The organism is Micromonospora tarensis (genome assembly GCF_016803395.1).
GTDB classification, from domain to species: Bacteria; Actinomycetota; Actinomycetes; order Mycobacteriales; family Micromonosporaceae; genus Micromonospora; species Micromonospora tarensis.
The window spans coordinates 1-19254 of the sequence record NZ_JAEVHL010000009.1 but is presented as its reverse complement, the minus strand read 5'-3'; the positions used below and the strand labels follow the sequence as shown (position 1 = coordinate 19254).

At 72.1% G+C, this 19254-nt stretch carries 15 protein-coding genes and 3 pseudogenes; 10 read left to right on the top strand and 8 right to left on the bottom strand.

What is annotated here, in order from left to right; translation table 11 throughout:
- Positions 1-37 precede the first annotated feature (37 nt).
- Together JM949_RS03565 and JM949_RS03560 are read left to right on the top strand one after the other, a co-directional pair.
- The gene (locus JM949_RS03565) at positions 38-2251 is read left to right on the top strand and encodes a glycoside hydrolase family 27 protein (RefSeq protein ID WP_203147022.1); all 2214 of its coding nucleotides are present in this window, start codon (positions 38-40) and stop codon (positions 2249-2251) included.
- A 208-nt stretch (positions 2252-2459) separates the two neighbouring features.
- Positions 2460-2885, top strand: coding sequence for a hypothetical protein (locus tag JM949_RS03560; RefSeq protein WP_203147021.1), 426 nt, complete (start codon positions 2460-2462; stop codon positions 2883-2885).
- 110 nt (positions 2886-2995) lie between these two features.
- On the opposite strand, the gene JM949_RS03555 is transcribed toward JM949_RS03560, so the two are convergent.
- From JM949_RS03555 to JM949_RS03535, 6 genes and pseudogenes are all read right to left on the bottom strand, one after another.
- On the bottom strand, positions 2996-4876 hold the full coding sequence (locus JM949_RS03555) for an ATP-binding protein (protein ID WP_238432519.1): 1881 nt from the start codon (positions 4874-4876) through the stop codon (positions 2996-2998).
- Positions 4777-5181, bottom strand: a complete 405-nt coding sequence (locus JM949_RS36410; RefSeq protein WP_238432518.1) for a hypothetical protein — start codon at positions 5179-5181, stop codon at positions 4777-4779. The genes JM949_RS03555 and JM949_RS36410 overlap by 100 nt, the downstream gene beginning before the upstream one ends.
- A gap of 37 nt (positions 5182-5218) precedes the next feature.
- Positions 5219-5506 (bottom strand): annotated as a pseudogene (locus JM949_RS39545) (AAA family ATPase); the annotation flags it as partial.
- 97 nt (positions 5507-5603) lie between these two features.
- Entirely contained in the window at positions 5604-7421 is a 1818-nt protein-coding gene (locus tag JM949_RS36405; RefSeq protein ID WP_305070580.1) for a S8 family serine peptidase, read from the bottom strand.
- A gap of 142 nt (positions 7422-7563) precedes the next feature.
- Positions 7564-8628: pseudogene (locus JM949_RS03540) on the bottom strand (S8 family serine peptidase); the annotation flags it as partial.
- 265 nt (positions 8629-8893) lie between these two features.
- Complete coding sequence (locus JM949_RS03535) at positions 8894-9373, bottom strand: winged helix-turn-helix transcriptional regulator (protein WP_203147017.1); 480 nt, start codon at positions 9371-9373, stop codon at positions 8894-8896.
- Positions 9374-9477: 104 nt separating this feature from the next.
- Between JM949_RS03535 and JM949_RS03530 the strand changes: the two genes are divergently transcribed.
- The 3 genes from JM949_RS03530 (at position 9478) to JM949_RS03520 (ending at position 13606) form a co-directional block, all read left to right on the top strand.
- On the top strand, positions 9478-11025 hold the full coding sequence (locus JM949_RS03530) for an MFS transporter (protein ID WP_309231987.1): 1548 nt from the start codon (positions 9478-9480) through the stop codon (positions 11023-11025).
- A 209-nt stretch (positions 11026-11234) separates the two neighbouring features.
- Entirely contained in the window at positions 11235-12449 is a 1215-nt protein-coding gene (locus JM949_RS03525) for a PP2C family protein-serine/threonine phosphatase (RefSeq protein ID WP_238432517.1), read from the top strand.
- 89 nt (positions 12450-12538) lie between these two features.
- The gene (locus JM949_RS03520; RefSeq protein ID WP_203147016.1) at positions 12539-13606 is read left to right on the top strand and encodes a DUF2855 family protein; all 1068 of its coding nucleotides are present in this window, start codon (positions 12539-12541) and stop codon (positions 13604-13606) included.
- An 85-nt stretch (positions 13607-13691) separates the two neighbouring features.
- Here JM949_RS03520 and JM949_RS03515 read toward each other — a convergent pair whose 3' ends face one another.
- Entirely contained in the window at positions 13692-14498 is an 807-nt protein-coding gene (locus JM949_RS03515; RefSeq protein ID WP_203147067.1) for a SigB/SigF/SigG family RNA polymerase sigma factor, read from the bottom strand.
- A 327-nt stretch (positions 14499-14825) separates the two neighbouring features.
- On the opposite strand from JM949_RS03515, the gene JM949_RS36390 reads away from it, so the two are divergent.
- A complete protein-coding gene (locus JM949_RS36390; RefSeq protein ID WP_238432516.1) occupies positions 14826-15746 on the top strand; it encodes an RNA polymerase sigma factor in 921 nt (306 codons plus the stop codon).
- 236 nt (positions 15747-15982) lie between these two features.
- A complete protein-coding gene (locus tag JM949_RS36385; protein ID WP_309231986.1) occupies positions 15983-16696 on the top strand; it encodes a glycoside hydrolase family protein in 714 nt (237 codons plus the stop codon).
- A gap of 28 nt (positions 16697-16724) precedes the next feature.
- Here JM949_RS36385 and JM949_RS03505 read toward each other — a convergent pair whose 3' ends face one another.
- Positions 16725-17285: a GNAT family N-acetyltransferase gene (locus JM949_RS03505; RefSeq protein ID WP_203147015.1), complete on the bottom strand. Its 561-nt coding sequence runs from the start codon at positions 17283-17285 to the stop codon at positions 16725-16727.
- 81 nt (positions 17286-17366) lie between these two features.
- On the opposite strand from JM949_RS03505, the gene JM949_RS03500 reads away from it, so the two are divergent.
- The 3 genes and pseudogenes from JM949_RS03500 to JM949_RS36380 form a co-directional block, all read left to right on the top strand.
- A complete protein-coding gene (locus tag JM949_RS03500; protein WP_203147014.1) occupies positions 17367-18077 on the top strand; it encodes a siderophore-interacting protein in 711 nt (236 codons plus the stop codon).
- Positions 18074-18967, top strand: a complete 894-nt coding sequence (locus JM949_RS03495; protein ID WP_238432515.1) for an MFS transporter — start codon at positions 18074-18076, stop codon at positions 18965-18967. The genes JM949_RS03500 and JM949_RS03495 overlap by 4 nt, the downstream gene beginning before the upstream one ends.
- Positions 18940-19254: pseudogene (locus JM949_RS36380) on the top strand (MFS transporter); the annotation flags it as partial. The gene JM949_RS03495 and the pseudogene JM949_RS36380, both read left to right, overlap by 28 nt.

Below are 19254 nucleotides of genomic sequence, written 5' to 3'. Positions count from 1 at the left end.
CCACCACCCCCCGCCCCCGAGGGACAGGAGTACCTCCATGCGCCTGAACCGACCGCTGACCGCAACCCTGGCCGTGCTCGGCCTGGGCCTGGCCAGCCCCATGCCGGCGATGGCCGGTCCACCCCACGCCGCCCCGCCACCGGCCGATCATGGGCCCGGCCGTCCCGGCCACGCCCCGGCCGCCACCGGCGCGGAGGACCAGGGCGCGCCGACCTACTTCAACAGCGGCCTCGCCCCGACGCCCTACCAGGGCTGGAACACCTACTTCGGGCTCGGTGGCGATCCCACCGAGGCCGAGGTCCGGTCGGTCACCGACCATATGGTCAGCAGTGGCCTGCGCGACGCCGGCTACACCTATGTCTGGATCGACGGCAACTGGGCCGCGCCGACCCCGCGCAACGAGGCCGGCCAGCTCGTCGCCGACCCCGCCCGCTTCCCCGGTGGCATGGCCGCGCTGGCCGCGTACATCCACAGCAAGGGGATGAAGGCCGGCATCTACACCGACGCCGGACCGTACCTGCCGGGGCAGTGCGGGCTCGGCAGCAACGGCCACTACCAGGCCGACGTCGCCCAGTTCGCCGGCTGGGGCTTCGACGCGCTCAAGGCCGACTGGCTCTGCGGCCGGGCCGCCGGCCTGGACCCGGAGACCACCTTCCGCGAGCTTGCCGAGGCGGTACGACAGTCGCCCCGGCCGATGCTGCTGAACATCTGCAACCCGGTCAGCTCCGACTGGGGTGGCGGCCCGTACACCCCCGAGCAGCTCTCCACCTGGAGCTACACGTACGCGCCCACCATCGCCGACTCGTGGCGGACCTACACCGACGTGGGGCTCACCGACCCGAGCCCGCAGTGGGCGTTCCCGTGGGTGCTGCGCAACATGGACGTCAACGCGTACCACCCGGCGGCCACCGGGCCGGGGCACTACAACGACCCGGACTACCTGCTGCCGATGCGTCCACTGCCCGGCGGTGGGTACGAGTTGAGCCTGGAGGAGTCCAAGACGCAGCTCGGCATGTGGGCCATCATGGCCGCACCGCTGGTGATCGGCTCCGATCCGCGTGGCCTGCCGCAGGAGATGATCTCGGCGCTGACCAACCCGGAGATCATCGCGGTGGACCAGGACCCGCTGGTGCGGCAGGGCGTGAAGGTCGCCGACACCGGCACCGACGCGCAGGTCTGGAGCAAGGTGCTCACCGGTGCCGGCAAGCGTGCGGTCGCGCTGCTGAACCGGCACGACACCGCCCAGCAGATCACTGTGAACTTCGCCGACGTGGCGCTCGGCGGGTCGGTTCGCGTCCGTGACCTGTGGACCCGCAGCACCGTGGACGCCCAGCCGGGCACCGCCGGGGTGCAGCCGTTCACCGGCTCGTACACCGTCGAGGTGCCGGCGCACGGGGTGGCCATGCTCGGCCTCACCGGCACCGACCAGGTCGCCGGTGCCGACCTCGGCGGCAGCGCCAGCGCCAGTCCGGCGCTGGTCCGGGTGGACGACACGCACGCCACCGCCTTCGTCCGTGACGCTTCCGGTGCGCTGGCCGTCAACACCCGCTCCGGTGCGACGTGGGGCACCCGCTGGACCTCGCTCGGCGGCCCGATCGGCGGCCGGATCCTCGGCCAGCCCGCCGCGTACGGCTCCGCCGACGGGCGGCTCGACGTCTTCGTCCGGGGCACCGACAACGCGGCCTGGCAGCGCAGTTACGTCGCCGGTGGGTGGGGACCGTGGCGCAGCCTCGGTGGCACGTTGACCGACGCGCCCACGGTGGCCTGGACCAACCCGACCCAGTGGACGCTGCTCGCCCGGGGCGCCGACGGCAAGCTCTGGTCGCGTACGCCGAGCGCCGGCTGGACCGGTGTCGGGGCTCCGGACAACCGGCCGTTCTACGGTCGGCCGAGCGCTGTCGTCGACGACGCCGGCGTGCTGCACGTGGCGGTCCGTAGTCGCACCGACGAGGTGTGGTGGAGCAGCCGGACCGGTACCACCTGGTCGACCTGGACCAACCTGGGCGGTACCACCAGCGGCAGCCCGACCCTGCTTGCCACCGCCGGCCGGGTCTACCTGTTCGCGCTGGCCGCCGACAACCGGCTCTGGCAGCGCAACCTGACCGATGGCGCCTGGGGCGGCTGGTTCCGACGCGGTGAGTTCGCCACCGACGCGTTCCGGGGTGCCCCCGGGGCCGCGGCCGGTGCCAACGGCAGCGCCTGGCTGGCGGTGCGCGGGGTGGACGACCGGGTGCACCAGATCGTTCTCTGATCCGCGGGTGGCGAGCCGCCGGCCAGGTGTGGCGGCGGCTCGCCACCTCGGTTTCCCCTGCACCGGCCGGCGGGAGGGCTGGTGGTCCCGCGACCGGCGGGTCGAGGTCCGGGGCGTTGACTGGGCCAGTGGTGGAGGTCGATGATGTGAGTCGGTCGTCCTCCGTCCACCGCGGGCGGTTGGGGCCACCGGAGACGGAGCCCGTCCGATGCCACGCACCCGCCGCTTGACCGCGATGGCCCTGGCCCTCGCGCTGCCGATGCTCGTGCTCGTGGGCGCCGCTCCGGCGGCCGCCGCCACCCCCACCCTCCAGATCACCTCGGTGACCCTGGTGGCCAAGGGCGCCGGTCTGCGCCTGGACTACGTGGTGACCTGTGACGAGGGCGCCTACGGCGAGGTGCGGGCCAGGATCACCCAGGCGGTCGGGAACCGCATCGCCTACGCGTCCGAAGGGCAGTACCCTTCCTGGACCTGTACCGGTCAGACACAGCCGTTGTCGGCGTTCTTCCAGGCCGATGTGGCCGGTGTTCCGTTCCGCACCGGCGAGGCGCTGCTGCTGGCGTCGATCTCCGCCTGTCCGGGGGCGAACTGCGAATTCGCCCAGACCGAGCAGGTGGTGCGGATCGTCCGCTGACACCGGGCGGGCCGCTGTTGCCCGGCACGGCGCGGCGACGAGCCGGTAACGCCGCAGACTTCTGGAGACGGACCCGGCGGCCCGCCACCCGCACCATCCGTCCGGCCGGTTCAGGCCGGGACGAGTTCGCGGCATCGGCGCACTGTGGCCCGGGCGAGGGGCGTGTCACGGCCGGCGATCCCGGCTTCCAGTTCGGCGACGGCCGCCGCGGCCCGCGCCGGTTCACCCTTCGCGGCCGCGGCCTCGGCCAGCACCAGCACCGCGTCGGCGGCCCACGCCAGGATGCCCTTTCCGCGTACCACTGACAGCGCCTCCGCCGCGTGCCGGACCGCTTCGTCCGGTCGCTCGGCCACCGTCAGTCGGGCCAGCGCCGAGAGTGCCTGCACCAGCGGCCAGATCGCGCCCACCCGCCGGGCGTCGGCGACCACCTCGCGCAGCGCCCGCTCGGCCGACTCCACCTCGTCGCGGCCTCTGTCGCTGTCGCCGAGCCCGGCGCATCCCTCGGCGCGGCTGTCGGGACTGTCGTGCCCCCCGGTGCTGCCAGCTCGTTCGGCGGTGGCGGTGAGCGCCAGCACGGTGGCCAGTTCGGCCCGCGCGTCCAGCAGGGTGACCGGCATCCGCTCGGCGCTGGCGACCAGCCGGGTGAGCCGTTCGGCGAGCCCGTCCAGCCGGCCGGCGGCCCGGTCCAGCGACAACTGGGTCGCCTCCACCAGGGCGGTCAACCGCTCGTACCCGGTCTCGTCGACCAGCGCCCGGCCGGTCGCCAGGAGCGCCTCGGCCTGCTCCGGGTGCCCGGCGTGCAACGCGCCCTGCGCCCAGTTCAGGCAGGCTCGCGCGTGTTCGCGGGGCCGGTCGGCCAACTCGGCGGACGCGCGTAGCTCCGTGATGATCGCCCAGGCGGCCGGGTCCCCCAGCTCCAGGAGCAGCGAGGCCCGGGCGATGCGGACCGCGAGGTGCGCCGCCGGATCGCCGCTGGCCGTCGCCGCGCTCTCCGCCTCCGCGCAGCGGGCGAGGTGGTCGTCGACGTGCCGGCCGACCACGGTGTCCGGGGCCGCCAGCACGGCGAGCGCCGGGGCCTTGCGGCGCGGCGCGCGCAGGTACGGCACGGCCCGCTCGATCTCGGTGTACCCGCGCAGCGCCTCGCCCTGCTGTCGCAGCATCCGGCCGAGTACCAGACCCAACTCGCCACGGGCACCGGGCGGCAACCGTCGGTCGGCGAGCAGCCGTTCCAGCACCGGGATGGCCTCCGCCTGGCTGAGCCCGTCGATGGCCGAACGGCCCAGTTTCGCGGCGAGCCGGACCCGGACCGGTCGGGGAAGCTCGGCGATGTCCATGGTCTGGAGCAGGAAGCTCGCGGCGGTCGCGTCGTCGCCGCGCTCGGTGGCCAGGTCGGCGGCCGCCTCGGCGTTACGGACGAAGTCGGCGCCGCTGCCGGCCCGACGGTAGTGGTGCGCCAGTTGCGCGACCGGCTTCGGCAGCTCCTGCTCCAGCACCCGGGCGACCCGCAGGTGCAGCCACTCCCGGCTCTCCCGGGGCACCAGGTCGTACACCACCTGCCGGGCCAGGTCGTGGCGGAAGCGCAGGCCGTCCCCGGCGTCGTGCAGCAGGCCGGCCCGGTGCGCCGTGGTCAACGCCGCGCCGATCGCCACCCGGTCCAGGTTGAGCACGGCGGCGAGAATGCGCTGGTCCGGCGTCAGCCCCAGCACGGCTGCGGCGCCGAGCACCTCCCGGGTGACCTCGTCGAGCGGGCGCAACCGCCAGAGCAGCACGTCTCGTAGGACGAACGGGACACTGTCGTCCGCCAACGGATCGCCGCCCCGCTCGGCGAGCGTACGCAGCACCTCCTCCACCACGAACGGGATGCCGGCGGTGCGGTCGAGCAGGGTGGCGGTCAGCTGTCGCGGCGGATCATCGAGGCGCAGGGTGCGGGCGCCAGCCGGCGCACGTCGTCGGCGTCCAGCGGGCCGAGCGGGACGCGGGTGACACTCCATGGGGGAGTCCGCGCCAGGGCGTCGTGGATCGGCGTACTGCCACCGGCGATCGCCGCCCGGGCGGTCAGCACCACGGCCAACCCGTCCACCGGGTGGGTGGCCAGGTAGCCGAGGAACTCGCAGGTCGCCGGGTCGGCCCAGTGCAGGTCCTCGAGCAGCAGCGTGGCCGGGCTCAGCGCGGCCAGCACCGCGGCGACCGCCCGCAGCAGCCGATGCCGCTCGGCCGCCGGGTCGGTCAACGCGGGTGGCGCGGCGGGCAGCGCGTCGGCCAGTTCGGGTAGCAGCGGCGCGAGGGCGCCGGCCACCGGACTGAGCTGGACCGAGGCGGTCGGCGCTGCCCCGGATCGCGTCCAGCAGCACGCCGAGCGGAAAGGGCTCCGGCACGTCGTCGCACTCGCCGACCAGGTGTCGGCCGGGAAGGTCGGTGAGCAGCTCGGCGACCAGCCGGCTCTTGCCGATGCCGGGCTCGCCCTCCAACAGGATCAGGCAGGGCGGGTCCTCGACGAGCCGGCGGAGCTGGGCCAGTTCGGCCGTTCGTCCGACGAAGGCGACGGGCCCGCGCAGACGTTCGGGGCGGACGGGAGTCAAGCCCCCGCCGCCCCGGGTCCTGGTTTCGTCGCCGTCGATCACCGTGGGCCGAGCAGATCACCTCTGCCCGGAGCGACGACGGGCCGGCGGACCGACGGTGACCTGGGTCACACGTCGGGCCGCCGGCCCATCGGTACCGTCAGGACTGGACGGTGACCGGCACGGTCTTCAGCGATCCGTCACCGTTGCGGAACTCCAGCACTCCCAGGTAGCGCTGCCCCGGCACGAGACCGGACCAGCGCACTGTCAGGTTCGCCGTCGCGCCCGGCTGCACGGCGCGCTGCTTCGGGTCGATGGTGAACCGGCCGGTGGAGGTGCCCGGCGCACCCGGCAGGTAGCTGGTGATGGTGTACGCGTTCGCGCCGGACGGGATGTTCTCGGTGAACTCCTGCTCGACGACCACGATGTAGTCCCCGGCGCCGTCCGGCAGCGTCACCTTGGCGCCGTCCCGGCCGCTGGCCGTGGCGGTGACGAACTTCCCGTCCTTGTCATAGACGTTGAGGCTGAACTCGGTGCACTCCATCACCCCCTCCTCGTCGTCCCAGTCGATGTGGGAGCAGGTGGGCCGCTCCGACGTCACCTGGACGAGCGGGTTGCGGGTGCCGGCCGGCACGTGCAGGGTGGTCCTGCTGATCGACGCGGGCAGCGGCACCGGCAGGTTGTTCGACGTGCTCCAGTCCCAGCTCGGCCCGTCGCCCTGGAGGGTCACCACGTTGCTGGTGCCCGAGGTCAGGCCGGAGAGCTGGGAGATCAGCTGACCCCGGTAACCGACCTCCGCGGCGATCCGGACGCTGCCGGAGGTGCCCTTGCCAGCGATGGCGTCGGGGACGACCAGCCCGGAGTTGTGCACCACCAGCGGGCTGCGTACCTCGTGCTCGAACTGGTCGCGCCAGGTCAGCGAGCCGTCGGCCCAGGTGTCGAACTGGCCGCCGGTGTTGGTGACCTGCACCGTGAAGCGGGCGCTGTGACCGGGACGGATCTGCATCCTGGTCGGGGTGACAGTGACCTGGTAGCCCGGCGGGGCCTGCACCGACGAGGAGTACGTGCTGGTCTTGTCGCTGACGTTGGTGACCGTGCGGGTCACGGTCTGCTTGCCGACCATCCGGCCCAGGGCGATCGACGGGTAGTTGAGCTGCGCCGTGTCGATCGCGCCGATCGTGTCGCAGCCGGTCAGGTCGCCGAGTCCGAAGTCGCCGCCACGGTCGGCGGACACCCCGCACAGGTACCGGATCCAGTCCTGCTGGTTGGAGTCGTAGACCAGGCCCGGGTCGAAGGCGCTGCCCGGCTCGACCTGGCCGGCGCCGTAGTTGAGCGGGGTGGCGTCGTACGTGCCGATCTTGATCGGGTTGCCCTTGTCGGTCCGGTCCACCGCGCTGGTCATCAGCGCCGAGCGGACCGCGGCCGGCGACCAGCCGGGGTGCTTGGCCAGCAGCAGGGCGGCGATACCGGCGATGTGCGGTGCCGCCATCGAGGTGCCCGACTCCAGGGCGAAGTCGTTCCCGCCGATGGACGGGGAGAACGCGGCGACGATGTCCTGACCGGGCGCGCTGATGTCCGGCTTGAGTAGCTCGCCGGCGTTCAGGTTCGACGGGCCCGCCGAGGAGAAGGCGGCCACCGCGGGTGCCTCGACGGTCTCCAGCGTGCTCGGCGAGATGGTCGCCGTGGCGTTGCCCTTGGCGACGTACGCGGAGACCGTGGCCAGGTCGACCTCGTTGATGTGCACGGTCGGCACGGTCTGCACGTCGGCGTTGAGGCTGCTCAGCTCCTCGTTGTACAGCACCATGCCGACGCCGCCGGCCCGGGCCACCTCGATGCTCTTGTCGGTACGCGGGATCTCGCCGCGCAGGCAGAGCACGATCGCGCCCTTGACCTTGGCCGGATCCAACGTGTCGTCGGCGCAGAGACCCGCGCCGTAGGCGCCGTCCGGGTCGAGCGCGCTGTCCTTCGCGAAGACCAGTCGGCGGCCCGACGCCGGTCTCGCCCATGCCCACGCCGGCGATGGTGGTGCCGTCGCCGAGGGTGAGCTCGCGGGTGTACTGCCGGTCGGTGGTGCTCGCCGCCACAGTGGTCAGCCACGGCGTGGAGTTGTCGACGGTGTTGGCGTACGGGCCGGAGTTGCCGGCGGCGGCGGCCACGAACACCCCTGCGGCGGCGGCGTTGAAGAACGTCGCGTCGACCGCCCCGAACCGCTCGGTGTCGTCACCGATCGAGTAGTTGATCACGTCGACGCCGTCCGCGACCGCGTCGTCGATGGCGTGCACGATGTCGATGTCGGTACCGGTCGCCCCACCCGCCCCGTCGTCGTACAGCGCCTTGTAGATCGCCAGTCGCGCGGCCGGTGCCATGCCCGAGATCAGGCCCAGGTCCTGGGAGCCGGACGTCGCCGGCACGCCGTGGTTGCCGGCGGCGGTGCTGGCTGTGTGGGTGCCGTGGCCGTTGCGGTCACGGGGCGAGGAGTAGTCGTCCGGGAACGCGTCGGCGATGCCGCTGTCGTTGTACCAGCGCGCGCCGATCACCTTGTTGTTGCAGGTGACCGGTGCCTCGACACCAACGTCGCAGGTGCCCTTCCACTTGGCGTCGATGATCTCCTGGTCCGGGCGGGGGCTGGGCAGCGCCGCGAAGCTCGCGCTCTCCGGCCAGAAGCCGCTGTCGATGACCCCGACGATGACGCCCTCGCCGGCGCGGGAGTCACCACCGAACTCCTGCTTCCACACCCCGCCCTTGCCGGTCAGGCCCAGGTAGTCCGGGGTGTGCGAGGTGGTCGCGTGCACCTTTCGGCTCTCGTACACCGCTCGCACGCCGTCGGTGGCGCGCAGTCGGGCGGCCTGCGGCCCGGTCAGGTCGGCGGCGAAGCCGTTGAACGCGGTCTCCATGGTGACGCGGGTGCGCTCGGCCGGCACGCCGACGTGGTCGAGCACCGCCTTGCGCTGCTGACGCAGGTGGTTCCGGTACGCCGTGGCGCTTCCGGACGTGCGGTTCAGCTTGGCCCCGCTGGTCGGCTTGGTGGCCGCGATCCCCGGGACCCCGCCGGTGTAGGTGGCCAGCGGCTCCTCGGCGAGCTGGACGAGGTAGCGAGCCGTCGGTCCGCTACCGTCCGGCGCGGCGCTGGCGCTGCCGGGCAGGCTGGTCAGGCCGGCAGCGGTCAGCGCCACGGCAGCCAGCATGCTGACCCCGCGTCTGGCCCGTCCGGTCCGATGTGCGTTCGGTTGTGGCACGTCGTTGCCTCCACGTTCGGTGCCGGCCGCCACGACTGATGACGGTGGTCGGAACCTAGGATCGGCAACGATCATCGAGAAGCACTCGTAACCTGGTCGTCATCTTGGAAACAAGCTCGTAACACAACGGGTACTTTGCGCGTCATTAAGGCCCGCCGCCGCAGGGTCGACACCCGCCGTCCCGCCGGTGTCCGGGCCATCCCGTCGGTTGCTGTCAGTCGCGCCGGATGAGGCCGGGCCCGGCGATGATGTCGATGTCGCCGTTTTCGATGTCGTGGCCGGCTGCGCAGCGGAGCACCGCGCGGACCGGCTCGCCGCAGTCGTGGTGGGTGGCGACCACGGATGGGCCGGCATCGCTGGCGGCCCAGGTGTCCCCCCAGTTGCGTAGCGCGGTGATGACGGGCAGGAGTTCGCGGCCCTTGCGGGTGAGTTGGTACTCGTGGCGGGTGCGCTGCCCCGGCTCCCGGTAGGGGATCCGTTCGAGCAGGCCGGCGGCGACCATCTCCTTGAGTCGGGCGGCCATGGCCGGCTCGCCGACGCCGACCCGGCGGACGAAGTCGTCGAAGCGGCGCGTGCCCAGCAGGGCTTCGCGCATGATCAGGACCGTCGACCTGCTGCCCACGATGTCCATCGCCCGGGCTACCGAGCAGTTCTCGCTCGACCAGGAGTCGCGGTCGTTCCGGAGGTCCTCCATGCGGTCAAGCCTACCTGACTTGCGGTCAGGACAGTCAGGTGCTTCACTTGGGCACTGCTGGCTTAAGCAGACGCAAGTCAGCCCGACTAACCCCGAGGACTCCAGTGACCACCAGCACGACGATTCCGACCCCACCCGGACCGGCCGTCGCCGCCCGTCCGTCAGTGCGCGGCTCCCGCCCGGTGACCCTGATCGCCATGTGCCTCGGCGCGATGATCACGTTCTTGCAGATCACCGCGACGGTCTCCGCCCTGACCACCATCCAACGGAACCTGCACGTCGACCCGACCACGCTGGTCTGGATCCCCAGCGCGTACACCCTGATGGTGGCGAGCGTGGTGCTCTCCGCCGCCACCCTGGGCGAGCGCTACGGACGTAAGCGCGTCTTCGGCGCCGGTGTCGTCGCGATGATCGCCGGTGCCGCCGTCGTCGCCGGCGCCCCGAGCGTGACCTGGGTGATCGTCGGTCAGTTGGTCGCCGGCCTCGGCGGGGCGTTGATCCTGCCGAACAGCCTGGCGATTCTCGGGGCGACCTTCACCGACCCGCACCGACGGACCGAGGTCATCACCGCGTGGTCGGCGGCCTCCGGCATCGGGCTCGCGGTCGGCCCGCTCGTCGCCGGCGCCCTGCTGCGGCACCACCAGTGGCACAGCGTCTACGTGTCGACGATCGTGCTCGGGTTGATCACCCTTGTCGTCGCCGGCGTCGGGGTGGTCGAGTCCCGGCCGAGCGCCGCCCGGCTCGACGTACCCGGCCTGCTGCTCGGCACCGTCGCCATCGCCGCCGCCGTCTACGCGATGATCCAGGGTGGCAAGGACGGCTACACCAGCCCGGTGGTGACGGCGGCCTGGATCATCGCGGCTGTCGCGCTTGTCGGCTTCGTGCTGGTCGAGCTGCGCGCCAGCGCGCCCATGCTCGATGTGCGACTGTTCCGGTCCGCGTCGTTCAGCGCGGTCATGGTCGTCGCCGCGGTGTCACTGTTCGGCTTCACCGGCGTGGCGATCCTGCTGGTCCTCTTCCACGAACGCGCCCAGGCCCTCAGCCCACTGGACACCGGCTGGCGGATGCTGGTGCTCTTCGGTAGCTACGCGCTGGTCGCCTTCGGTGCCGGGCGAGCGATCCGTCGTACCGGTTTCAAGGCGCCGCTCACCCTCGGCCTGGTCCTCGGCGCGGTGGCCAGCTTCGCCCTGGCGGGCCAGGGGCCGACCACCTCGTTCGGTGCCCGCTGGGCGCTGTTCGCGCTGTTCGGCGCGGCCAGCGCTCTGGTGGTGGCACCCGCGACGGCGGCGGCGCTGGCCAGTGTCGCGCCTGCCCAGGCCGGGATGGCCTCCGGGGCGGTCAACGCCGCTCGTCAGGTCGGCTCGGTACTCGGCTCGTCCCTGCTCGGCACGCTGCTCACCACCACGATGGTGGCCGACCTGCCGGACCGGCTCGCCGCCCACCAGGTCGACGAACCCACCGGCAGTGCGGTGCGGGCGGCGGTGGCCGCCGGTGTCAGCGGCGATCAACCGCTGCCCGATCCGGTCCGCTCGGCACTCGCCGAGGCGTTGACCTCCGGTGTCCAGGCCGGGTTGCGGATCAACGGCATCGTCTTCCTCGTCGCCGCCGTGCTCGCGTTGACCCTGGTCCGCAACCGGCCGCACCGGCACTGAGGCGACCGCGGTCACCGGCCGAACCGCCGCCGCGCTGGTCTTCGCCGAGACCCGCAGCAGGGCGGGCGAGCTGGCCCTGGGACCCTGACCCGGGCGCGTCCGGTGCGTTGGGGCGCCAGCCAGCGTGCGGACGCACGGCGAACCTGGGGTGCGTGGTGGCGGGGACGCCCCCGCGCCGCCTAGGTTGGGCTGACACGGGGAGGTGGAGCTTGGCCGACGTCGGCGACGTGGTGCGGTGGCTCCAGCTCAACGCGCCCCGTGACGGGCCGGACGAGCTGTCTCAGCTGGTCTCCCGTGCGGCTCCGGCCATCAATGCCAGCGAGATCGTGATCTACCTGGCCGACTACACACAGTCACTTCTCGTGCCACTGCTCAATGCCGGTCTCACCAGGGACGAGCTGCCGATCGAGACAACCCTCGCCGGCCGGGCCTTCACCACCCTCGATATCCAGCGTGCGCCCGACAATCCGGACCGGATGTGGGTGCCCCTGCTGCTCGGGTGCGAGCGGATGGGCGTGCTGGAGATCGTCTCCCCGACCGCCGCCGGCCCCGCGATGGACGGGCCGGCCTGGGAGGTGGCGGTCAACGTCGCCCAGATCCTGGTCAACCGGCGGCTCTACGGCGACGTGGTCGAGCGGCTGCGGCGGCGTCTGCCGATGCAGGTCGCGGCCGAGATCGTCTGGGGCCTGCTGCCACCGCTGACCTTCGCCACCGACGACCTGGTGGTCACCGCCATCCTCGAACCGTGCTACGACGTCGGCGGTGACATCTTCGACTACGCGCTGAACGATGACGTGCTCAGCGTCGGGCTCTTCGACACCTGCGGGCACGGCATCAAGGCGAGCACCCTGGCCTCGCTGGTGGTCAGCGCGTACCGCAACGCCCGCCGGTGCGGCCTCGACCTGGTCGACACGGCGACCAGCATCGACCGGTGGGTCCGCTCCGAGCATCCGAACTTCTTCGCGACCGCGCTCCTGATCGAGTTGAACCGCCGAACCGGCCAGCTCCGCATGATCAACGCGGGTCACCCCGGTGCGATGTTGCTCCGCGGCGGCAAGGCCGTTCGGGAGCTTCCGGGGCCGACCGCGTTGCCGCTCGGCCTGGGTCATCTCTCGCCCCGCCGCCCCCGGGCGCACGTGGAGGATCTGCACCCGGGCGACCGGATCCTCGCCTACACCGACGGCATCACCGATGCGCGCAGCCCGGACGGCGAGCAGTTCGGGCTGGACCGCCTCGTCGACTTCGTCAACCGCGCCCTGAACGACAGGTTGCCCAGCCCGGAGACGATGCGCCGGCTGGTCCGCGCGGTCGTCGGGTACCAGGACGACCAGCTCGAGGACGACGCGACCGCCCTCTTCGTCGAGTGGCGGCCACCGCACCTGCCGTTCGCGCACCTGCGCGACCTCGGCGCCACCCGACCCTGACCGCACCGGGCGGCGCGGCCCCACACCCAGTGGGATTTTGCACTCGCAGTGCACTTGTCTCCGATTGCGCAGCTGTCTAGCGTCAGCTCATGGCCGACTCCTGGACCTTCGCGGTGGCGCGTGCCGACCTCGGGCAGACCACCCTCGTCGACGGTGCCCTGCCCACGGTGGCAGACGGCGAGGTGCTGCTGGGCGTGGAGCGGGTCGGCCTCACCGCCAACAACGTGACCTACGCGGTGCTCGGCGACGCGATGCGCTACTGGCAGTTCTTTCCGCCGGCCGCCCGTGGGCTCGGGCCGCAGTGGGGCCTGCCGCCGCTCTGGGGCTTCGCTGACGTGGTCGCTTCGCGGGTGGCGGGTGTCGAGGTGGGCCAGCGGCTCTACGGTTACCTGCCGCCTGCCGGCCACCTCGTGGTGCGGGCGGACCGGGTGGACGCGTCCGGATTCCGCGACGCGAGCCCGCACCGGGCCGAGTTGCCGTCGCCGTACAACGCGTACCGGTTCACCACCGGCGATCCGGCGTACCAGCGCGACCAGGAGGACCTGCTGATCCTGTTCCGGCCGCTCTTCTTCACCTCGTTCATGCTGGCCGACCAGGTCGTCGACAACGACTTCTACGGTGCCGAGGCGCTTGTCGTGTCGTCGGCGTCCAGCAAGACCGGGTACGCCGCCGCGTTCGAGCTGCACGGTCGCGGGCCGCGCCTGATCGGGCTCACCTCGCCCGGCAACCTGGCGTTCACCCGGTCGCTCGGCTGCTACGACGACGTCGTCTCGTACCAGGACATCGATGCTCTCGACGTGCTCCCGACGGTCTACCTCGACCTGTCCGGCGCGCCATCGACCCGTGCCGCCCTGCGTCGGCACCTCGGCGATCGGCTCGTCCGGGACATCGCGGTCGGGCTCACCAACCAGACCCCGAACGCCGACGCCGCCGAGGAGGTCTTCTTCGCGCCCGTGCAGATGCGCAAACGTAGCCGGGACTGGGGCCGCGACGGGCTCGACCAGCGGTTCACCGAGGCCTGGCAGAGCTTCGCCGCCAGGGTCGGTGCGTGGCTGGACGTCCAGGTGGGTGTCGGCCCGGCGGCCCTTCAGCGCGGGTGGCTCGATGTCCTGGCCGGAGGTACGCCGCCGCGAGTGGGCCACGTCGTGCAACTGTGAACTCTCGACGACCGGGCCGGCCACTTCCGGCTGGTGTCGGCGGCGGCCGGCTCAGCGAGCGGGCCCTGCCGGCTGGAAACCGACCCTAGAAGGTGGTTTCGTCGGCGAGGTGGTGACGCAGCGTGGCCAACGATCGGGTGATCAGTCGGGAGACGTGCATCTGCGAGACGCCGATCCGGTCGGCGATCTCTGACTGGGTCAGGTTGCCGTGGAAGCGCAGGCTCAGGATCTCGCGTTCGCGCTCGGGCAGCGTGGCGAGGGCCGGGCCGAGGGCGACGCGGATCTCGACGAGGTCGATCTCGTGGTCGTCGCCGCCGAGGGTGTCCCCGAGCTCCCGGTTGCCGTCGGTCCCCAGGGGAGTGGACAACGAGGTGGCCCGGTAGGCGCGCGCACCCTCCAGCCCTTCCAGAATGGTCTCCTCGGAGAGGTCGAGGTGGGACGCGATGTCGGCCACGGTCGGCGAGCGACCGAGGGTCTGGGTCAACGCGCTGTTCGCCGCGCTGATCGACAGGCGTAGCTCCTGGAGGCGACGGGGCACGCGCACCGCCCAGGTGCGGTCCCGGAAGTATCTCTTGACCTCGCCGACGATGGTCGGGATGGCGTAACCGATGAAGTCGACACCTCGGCTCTGGTCGAAGTTGTCCACCGCCTTGATGAGCCCGACCGAGGCGGTCTGGACCAGGTCGTCGTCGGGGGCGCCGCGTCCGCCGTAGCGGCGCGCCAGGTGCCGGGCGAGCGGCAGCCACGCCTCGATGGCGCGGTCCCGCCGGGCTGGGCGGCGAGGGTCGTCAGCGGGGGTCGCGATCAGGGCGGCCAGCAGGTCTTCCGGGCTCTGGGTGCGGCTCGGTTGGTTGACGTGGGCGCTTGTCGCGGGTTCGACGATGGTGGTCATGGGGATGAACCCCTTCCGCAGGTGCCCGTCGAAGGAGTCGACCGGAAGATTTCCGAACCGGCGGTCGCCGGGGCGCACCTGCGGGCAGAGTGCGCTGTCGCGGGGCCACGAACACGGGCCTCGCCACCGCGTCATGTCGTTCATGTGCTGATCCGACACTACCCGAACGACCGATCATTTACTAGCCGAAAGTATGAACCGATGCAGGTGTCTGGCGCGCGTGAATGGCGGACCGAGAATTTTGTAATCCGGCCCGTTGCGGCCAGTCTCCGATCGTGAAGGCGCCCAGCGCGGGCGCCGCGGATGAGTACACGAGGAGTGACACCCATGTCGTCAGCCGGTCGAGCACTACCCGATACCGGGTTGGTCGTCGCGGCCCGACAGGGCGACCAGCGCGCTCTCGACGACGTCGTCGCGGCGTCGCTTCCCCTGGTCTACAACATCGTCGGGCGCGCGCTGCGCGGTCACGCCGACGTCGACGACGTGGTCCAGGAGACGTTGGTACGGGTGATCCGGTACCTGCCCGCCCTCAACGACCCGGCGGCGTACCGGTCCTGGCTGGTGGCGATCACCATCCGTCAGGTGCGGGACTGGGAGACCCGCCGACGGGTGGCGCTCAACCGGAACGCCGGGCTGGACGCGATCCACAACCTGCCCGATCCGGCCGCCGACTTCGCCGGGATGACCATCCTCCGGCTCGGCCTCACCGACCAGCGGCGCGAGGTGGCCGAGGCGACCCGCTGGCTCGACCCGGACGACCAGGAGCTGCTCTCGCTGTGGTGGCTGGAGGAGACCGGCGAGATCGCCCGCGACGAGGTCGCCGACGCGCTCGGGTTGTCGCCCGGGCACGTCGCGGTGCGGATCCACCGGATGAAGGAACAGATCCAGAGCGCCCGCGGAGTGGTACGCGCTCTGCGCGTCCGCCCCGGCTGCCCGGACCTGCGCGCGCTGACCACCGAGTGGGACGGCGTCCCCGGCCCGCTCTGGCGCAAGAGGTTGGCCCGACACGTTCGCGGCTGCGCCTTCTGCGGCCGACTCGGCGCGACGCTGGTGCCGATCGACCGGTTGCTCGCCGGTCTGCCGTTGCTGCCCCTGCCGGCGGGTCTCGGCGCCCACTTCCCGAGCCCGGCCGCGCCCGCCGCCGCGCAGGTCGCCGGGTCCCCGACCCCGACTGTGGCGCAGAGCGCCGGGCCGATGCCACCGGCCGACGCCGGGCGGCGGCCCGAGCGTCGTCGACCTCGCCGGTGAACCGGCCCCGTGGCCTCGCTTGCGTCCCTCGCCGCCGGGGTGGCGGCTGCCGTTCTGGCCATCACCACGGCGGTGGTGATGCTGCCGGACGATCCGTCCGCACCCTCCTGGGCCGCGCCGCCGCCCACGTCGCCCACCGCCGTCGCCGCCCCGAGCGTCGCGCCGTCGCCGACTGCCGGCCCTCGTCGAAAGCGCCGGTCGCCCCGGCGGTCAGCTCCGCGCGCAAGGGTGTCGGGGTGTGGAACTTCGCCGGAGCCAGCCAGGCGTTGGCGAACTCCACTGCCGGTTGGTACTACACCTGGGGCACCCAGCACCCGGGGATCACCACGCCGCGAGGTGCGACGTTCGTACCGATGATCCGGAGCGCGGCGAACGTCACCGCCCCGGAGCTGGCCCGGGCCAGGGCGGCCGGGCCGTACCTGCTCACCTTCAACGAGCCGGACCTGCCCGAGCAGGCGAACATGACAGTCGAGCAGGCGTTGGACCTGTGGCCGCAGCTGATGGCGACCGGCAGCAAGCTGGGCAGCCCGGCGGTGGCCTGGGGTGGCCCGGACCCGCAGGGTTGGCTGGACAGGTTCATGACCGGCGCGCAGGCGCGCGGCCACCGGGTGGACTTCGTCACGCTGCACTGGTTCGGCGCCGACTTCACCACCAGCACCGCGGTCGACCAACTCCGGCAGTACCTCCAGGCTGTCCACCAGCGGTACCGGAAGCCGATCTGGCTGACCGAGTTCGCGCTGATCCGGTTCGGCGCGGGCGGTTCGCAGTTTCCCAGTCAGCAACAGCAGGCGGCCTTCCTCACGGCGGCGACCGCCATGCTCGGCCAACTTCCCTACGTGCAGCGTTACGCCTGGTTCGGTCTGCCCGCCACCGACAAGGACCGGTCCGGGTTGTTCAGCGACGGAACCGAGGCGACGGTGGTCGGCCGGGCGTTCCAGGCTGCCCGTTGACCGGTCGGTGTGCCGGTCGCGTCGGTGCTCAGGCCGGCGTCGGGTGCCGCGCGGTGAACCGGGCGCGGGTCAGGAACGCGAGCTGAGCCCGCTTGTCCGGCATGTCAATCTCCGAGGCGAAGGTGAAGCCCTCGATCTCCAGTCGACGCAGGGCGAGGTGGTTGCGCACGTCCGGCTCGACCACGATCCGCCGCGCGGCCGGGTCGCGGAACAGGAAGCGGACGAGGGCCGGGCCGACGACGTTGGTGAGGCCGCGGGCGAGGCGTCGGTCCGGGCTGAGCAGCAGGTGCATCCCGACGTCGCCGGGCTGCACCTGGTAACGCTCGCCGACCGGGTCCGCCTCGGGCTGGTAGCTCTGGAAGAGGCCGACCGGCTCCCCGTCCAGTTCGATCAGGTACGCGTGGTGCGTCGGCAGACTGTCCACGAAGGCGTAGATCTCGCGCACCTGGTCGAGGGTGTGTGCGCCCATCCCCCAGAAGGAGTTGCGGGGCCGGGTGACCCAGTCGTGCAGGAGCGCGGCGTGCCGGTCGGGGTCCACGGTCAGCAACGACAGGTCACCGAGACCGGCGATCTTCTCCAGGTACGTCATCGGGCGCTGTCCTCCATTTCGTCGGAGGTGCAACTTAGGTTACCCTCCCCTAACCAAGGATGACCTTACCTGGAGGGGTGCGTGAAACGGAACTGGGAGGCCCTGGTCCTCAAAGCCATGGGCGGCCGGGACTTTCGGTTGACCGTGTTGGGCACCGAGTCGATCGATGGGCACTACCAGCGGCTTCTCGTGGACGGGGGCGGCCTGCTGGAGGCGTGCGGGGTGCACCCCACCATGTGGATCCGGCTGTGGTTCGACAACGACGGCCGGGCACACCAGCGCGCGTACACGTTGGTGGACCCCGACCCGGCGACCGGCCGCTTCACCCTCGAATTCGCCATCCACGACGGCTGCGCCGCCCGCTGGGCCAGCACGGCCCAGGTCGGCGACACCATCGGCGCCACCGTTCAGGGCAGCGCGTTCGAGCTGCCCGACCCCGCGCCCGAGCACCTCTACCTGGTCGGCGACGCGGCCTCCCTACCCGCGGTCAACAGCCTGCTCGACGCCGGCGCCGACATCCCGGCAACTGTTTGGCTGGAGTACGCCCACGAGGGCGAGAAGGCGCTCGTACCGCGGGCGCGGGCGCACCACGACGTCACCTGGGTGCCCCGGCGCGACGCGGGCCAACACCTCGTGGACACGGTCTGCGCCGCCCTGCCCACCAGCGGCACCGGCCACTACTGGGTGGCCTGCGAGGCGGCGACCACCCGAGGCCTCACCCGGCACATCCGGCGGACGCTCGGCGTCGACAAGGACCGGGTCACCGCCCTCGGCTACTGGAAAGCCGGATGAGGGGTCGGCTCGGCACCCTGACGGCGCTGTACGTCACCCAGTACCTCGGCGTCGGCTTCATCACCGTCGGGCTGACCGCCATCCTGCGCGACGGCGGCACCTCGCTGGACACCCTGGCGCTGCTACAGATCGTCGGCCTGATCTGGCCGATCAAGTTCCTCTGGGCGCCCATCCTCGACCGGTACGGCTCACGCCACCGTGGCCACTACCGGTCCTGGCTGCTCGTGCTCCAGAGCGCCCTGGTGCTGGCCCTGCTGGCGCTGCTGCCGTTCGCCAGTCCGGCCGACGCGCTCGGCCCGATCATCGCGATCTGCGCCGCATACGTCTTCTTCTCGGCCACCCAGGACATCGCCGTGGACGCCGTCGCGGTCCGGATGCTCTCCGACTCGGCCCGGGGCACCGGCAACGGCATCCAGGTCGCCGCGAGCTACCTCGGCAACCTGCTCGGCGGGGGCGCCTGTGTCCTGGTCTACGACCAGTTCGGCTGGGCGTCGGCGATCGGCCTGCTGGCCGCGATGACGGCGGTCGGTCTGCTTGTGGTGTGGCGGTTCCGCGAGCCGCCCCGGACCGACCGGGTGGCCCGGGTCGGGGCGGCCTACCGGGCGCTGCTGTCGGTGTTCGGCCAGCCCGGTTGCCGGTGGTGGACCTTCGGTGTGGTGCCGCTTGTCTACGTGGGCGCGGGGATGGCGTACGCCCTGGTGACGCCGGCCCTGGTCGACGCGGGCTGGTCGCTCGGCCGGATCGGCGTCGTCACCGGCGTGGTGACCAGCGCCCCGGCCATCGTGGCGGGCCTGCTCGCCGGGTTCGGGGTGCGGCGTTCGGGCGCGCCGGCGTGCTCGTGGTCGGCGGCGTCGCCCTCACGGTGTCGACGCTGCTGCTGTTGCCGCTGATGAACGGTCACGCGCCGCTGGGCGCGACGGTCGCCGCGCTCTGCTGTTTCCTGGTGGCCTACACGATCGCCAACGTCGTGCTCTACACCGTCAACATGGACTACTCGCGGCCCGACACCGGCGGCACCGACTTCACCGTGCTGTCGTCGTTCGGCCTGGTCTGCTCGTTCGTGGCGGCGTCCGCCGGTCTCGCCGCCGCCGACCGGGTCGGCTATCCGGCGGTCGCGGTCGCGGCCATCGTGCTGGTGGCCGCCGGCGTCGCGCTCGGCCTCGCGCACCAACGACGC

Bases quoted from the DNA above. Each gene is read 5' to 3' on its own strand.
- JM949_RS03555 (WP_238432519.1), bottom strand. From the start codon at position 4,876: ATGGAGTGTCACCCGCGTCCCGCTCGGCCCGCTGGACGCCGACGACGT.
- JM949_RS03565 (WP_203147022.1), top strand. From the start codon at position 38: ATGCGCCTGAACCGACCGCTGACCGCAACCCTGGCCGTGCTCGGCCTG.
- JM949_RS03535 (WP_203147017.1), bottom strand. From the start codon at position 9,373: ATGGAGGACCTCCGGAACGACCGCGACTCCTGGTCGAGCGAGAACTGC.
- JM949_RS03505 (WP_203147015.1), bottom strand. From the start codon at position 17,285: ATGACGTACCTGGAGAAGATCGCCGGTCTCGGTGACCTGTCGTTGCTG.
- JM949_RS03560 (WP_203147021.1), top strand. From the start codon at position 2,460: ATGCCACGCACCCGCCGCTTGACCGCGATGGCCCTGGCCCTCGCGCTG.
- JM949_RS03515 (WP_203147067.1), bottom strand. From the start codon at position 14,498: ATGACCACCATCGTCGAACCCGCGACAAGCGCCCACGTCAACCAACCG.
- JM949_RS03520 (WP_203147016.1), top strand. From the start codon at position 12,539: ATGGCCGACTCCTGGACCTTCGCGGTGGCGCGTGCCGACCTCGGGCAG.
- JM949_RS36390 (WP_238432516.1), top strand. From the start codon at position 14,826: ATGTCGTCAGCCGGTCGAGCACTACCCGATACCGGGTTGGTCGTCGCG.
- JM949_RS03495 (WP_238432515.1), top strand. From the start codon at position 18,074: ATGAGGGGTCGGCTCGGCACCCTGACGGCGCTGTACGTCACCCAGTAC.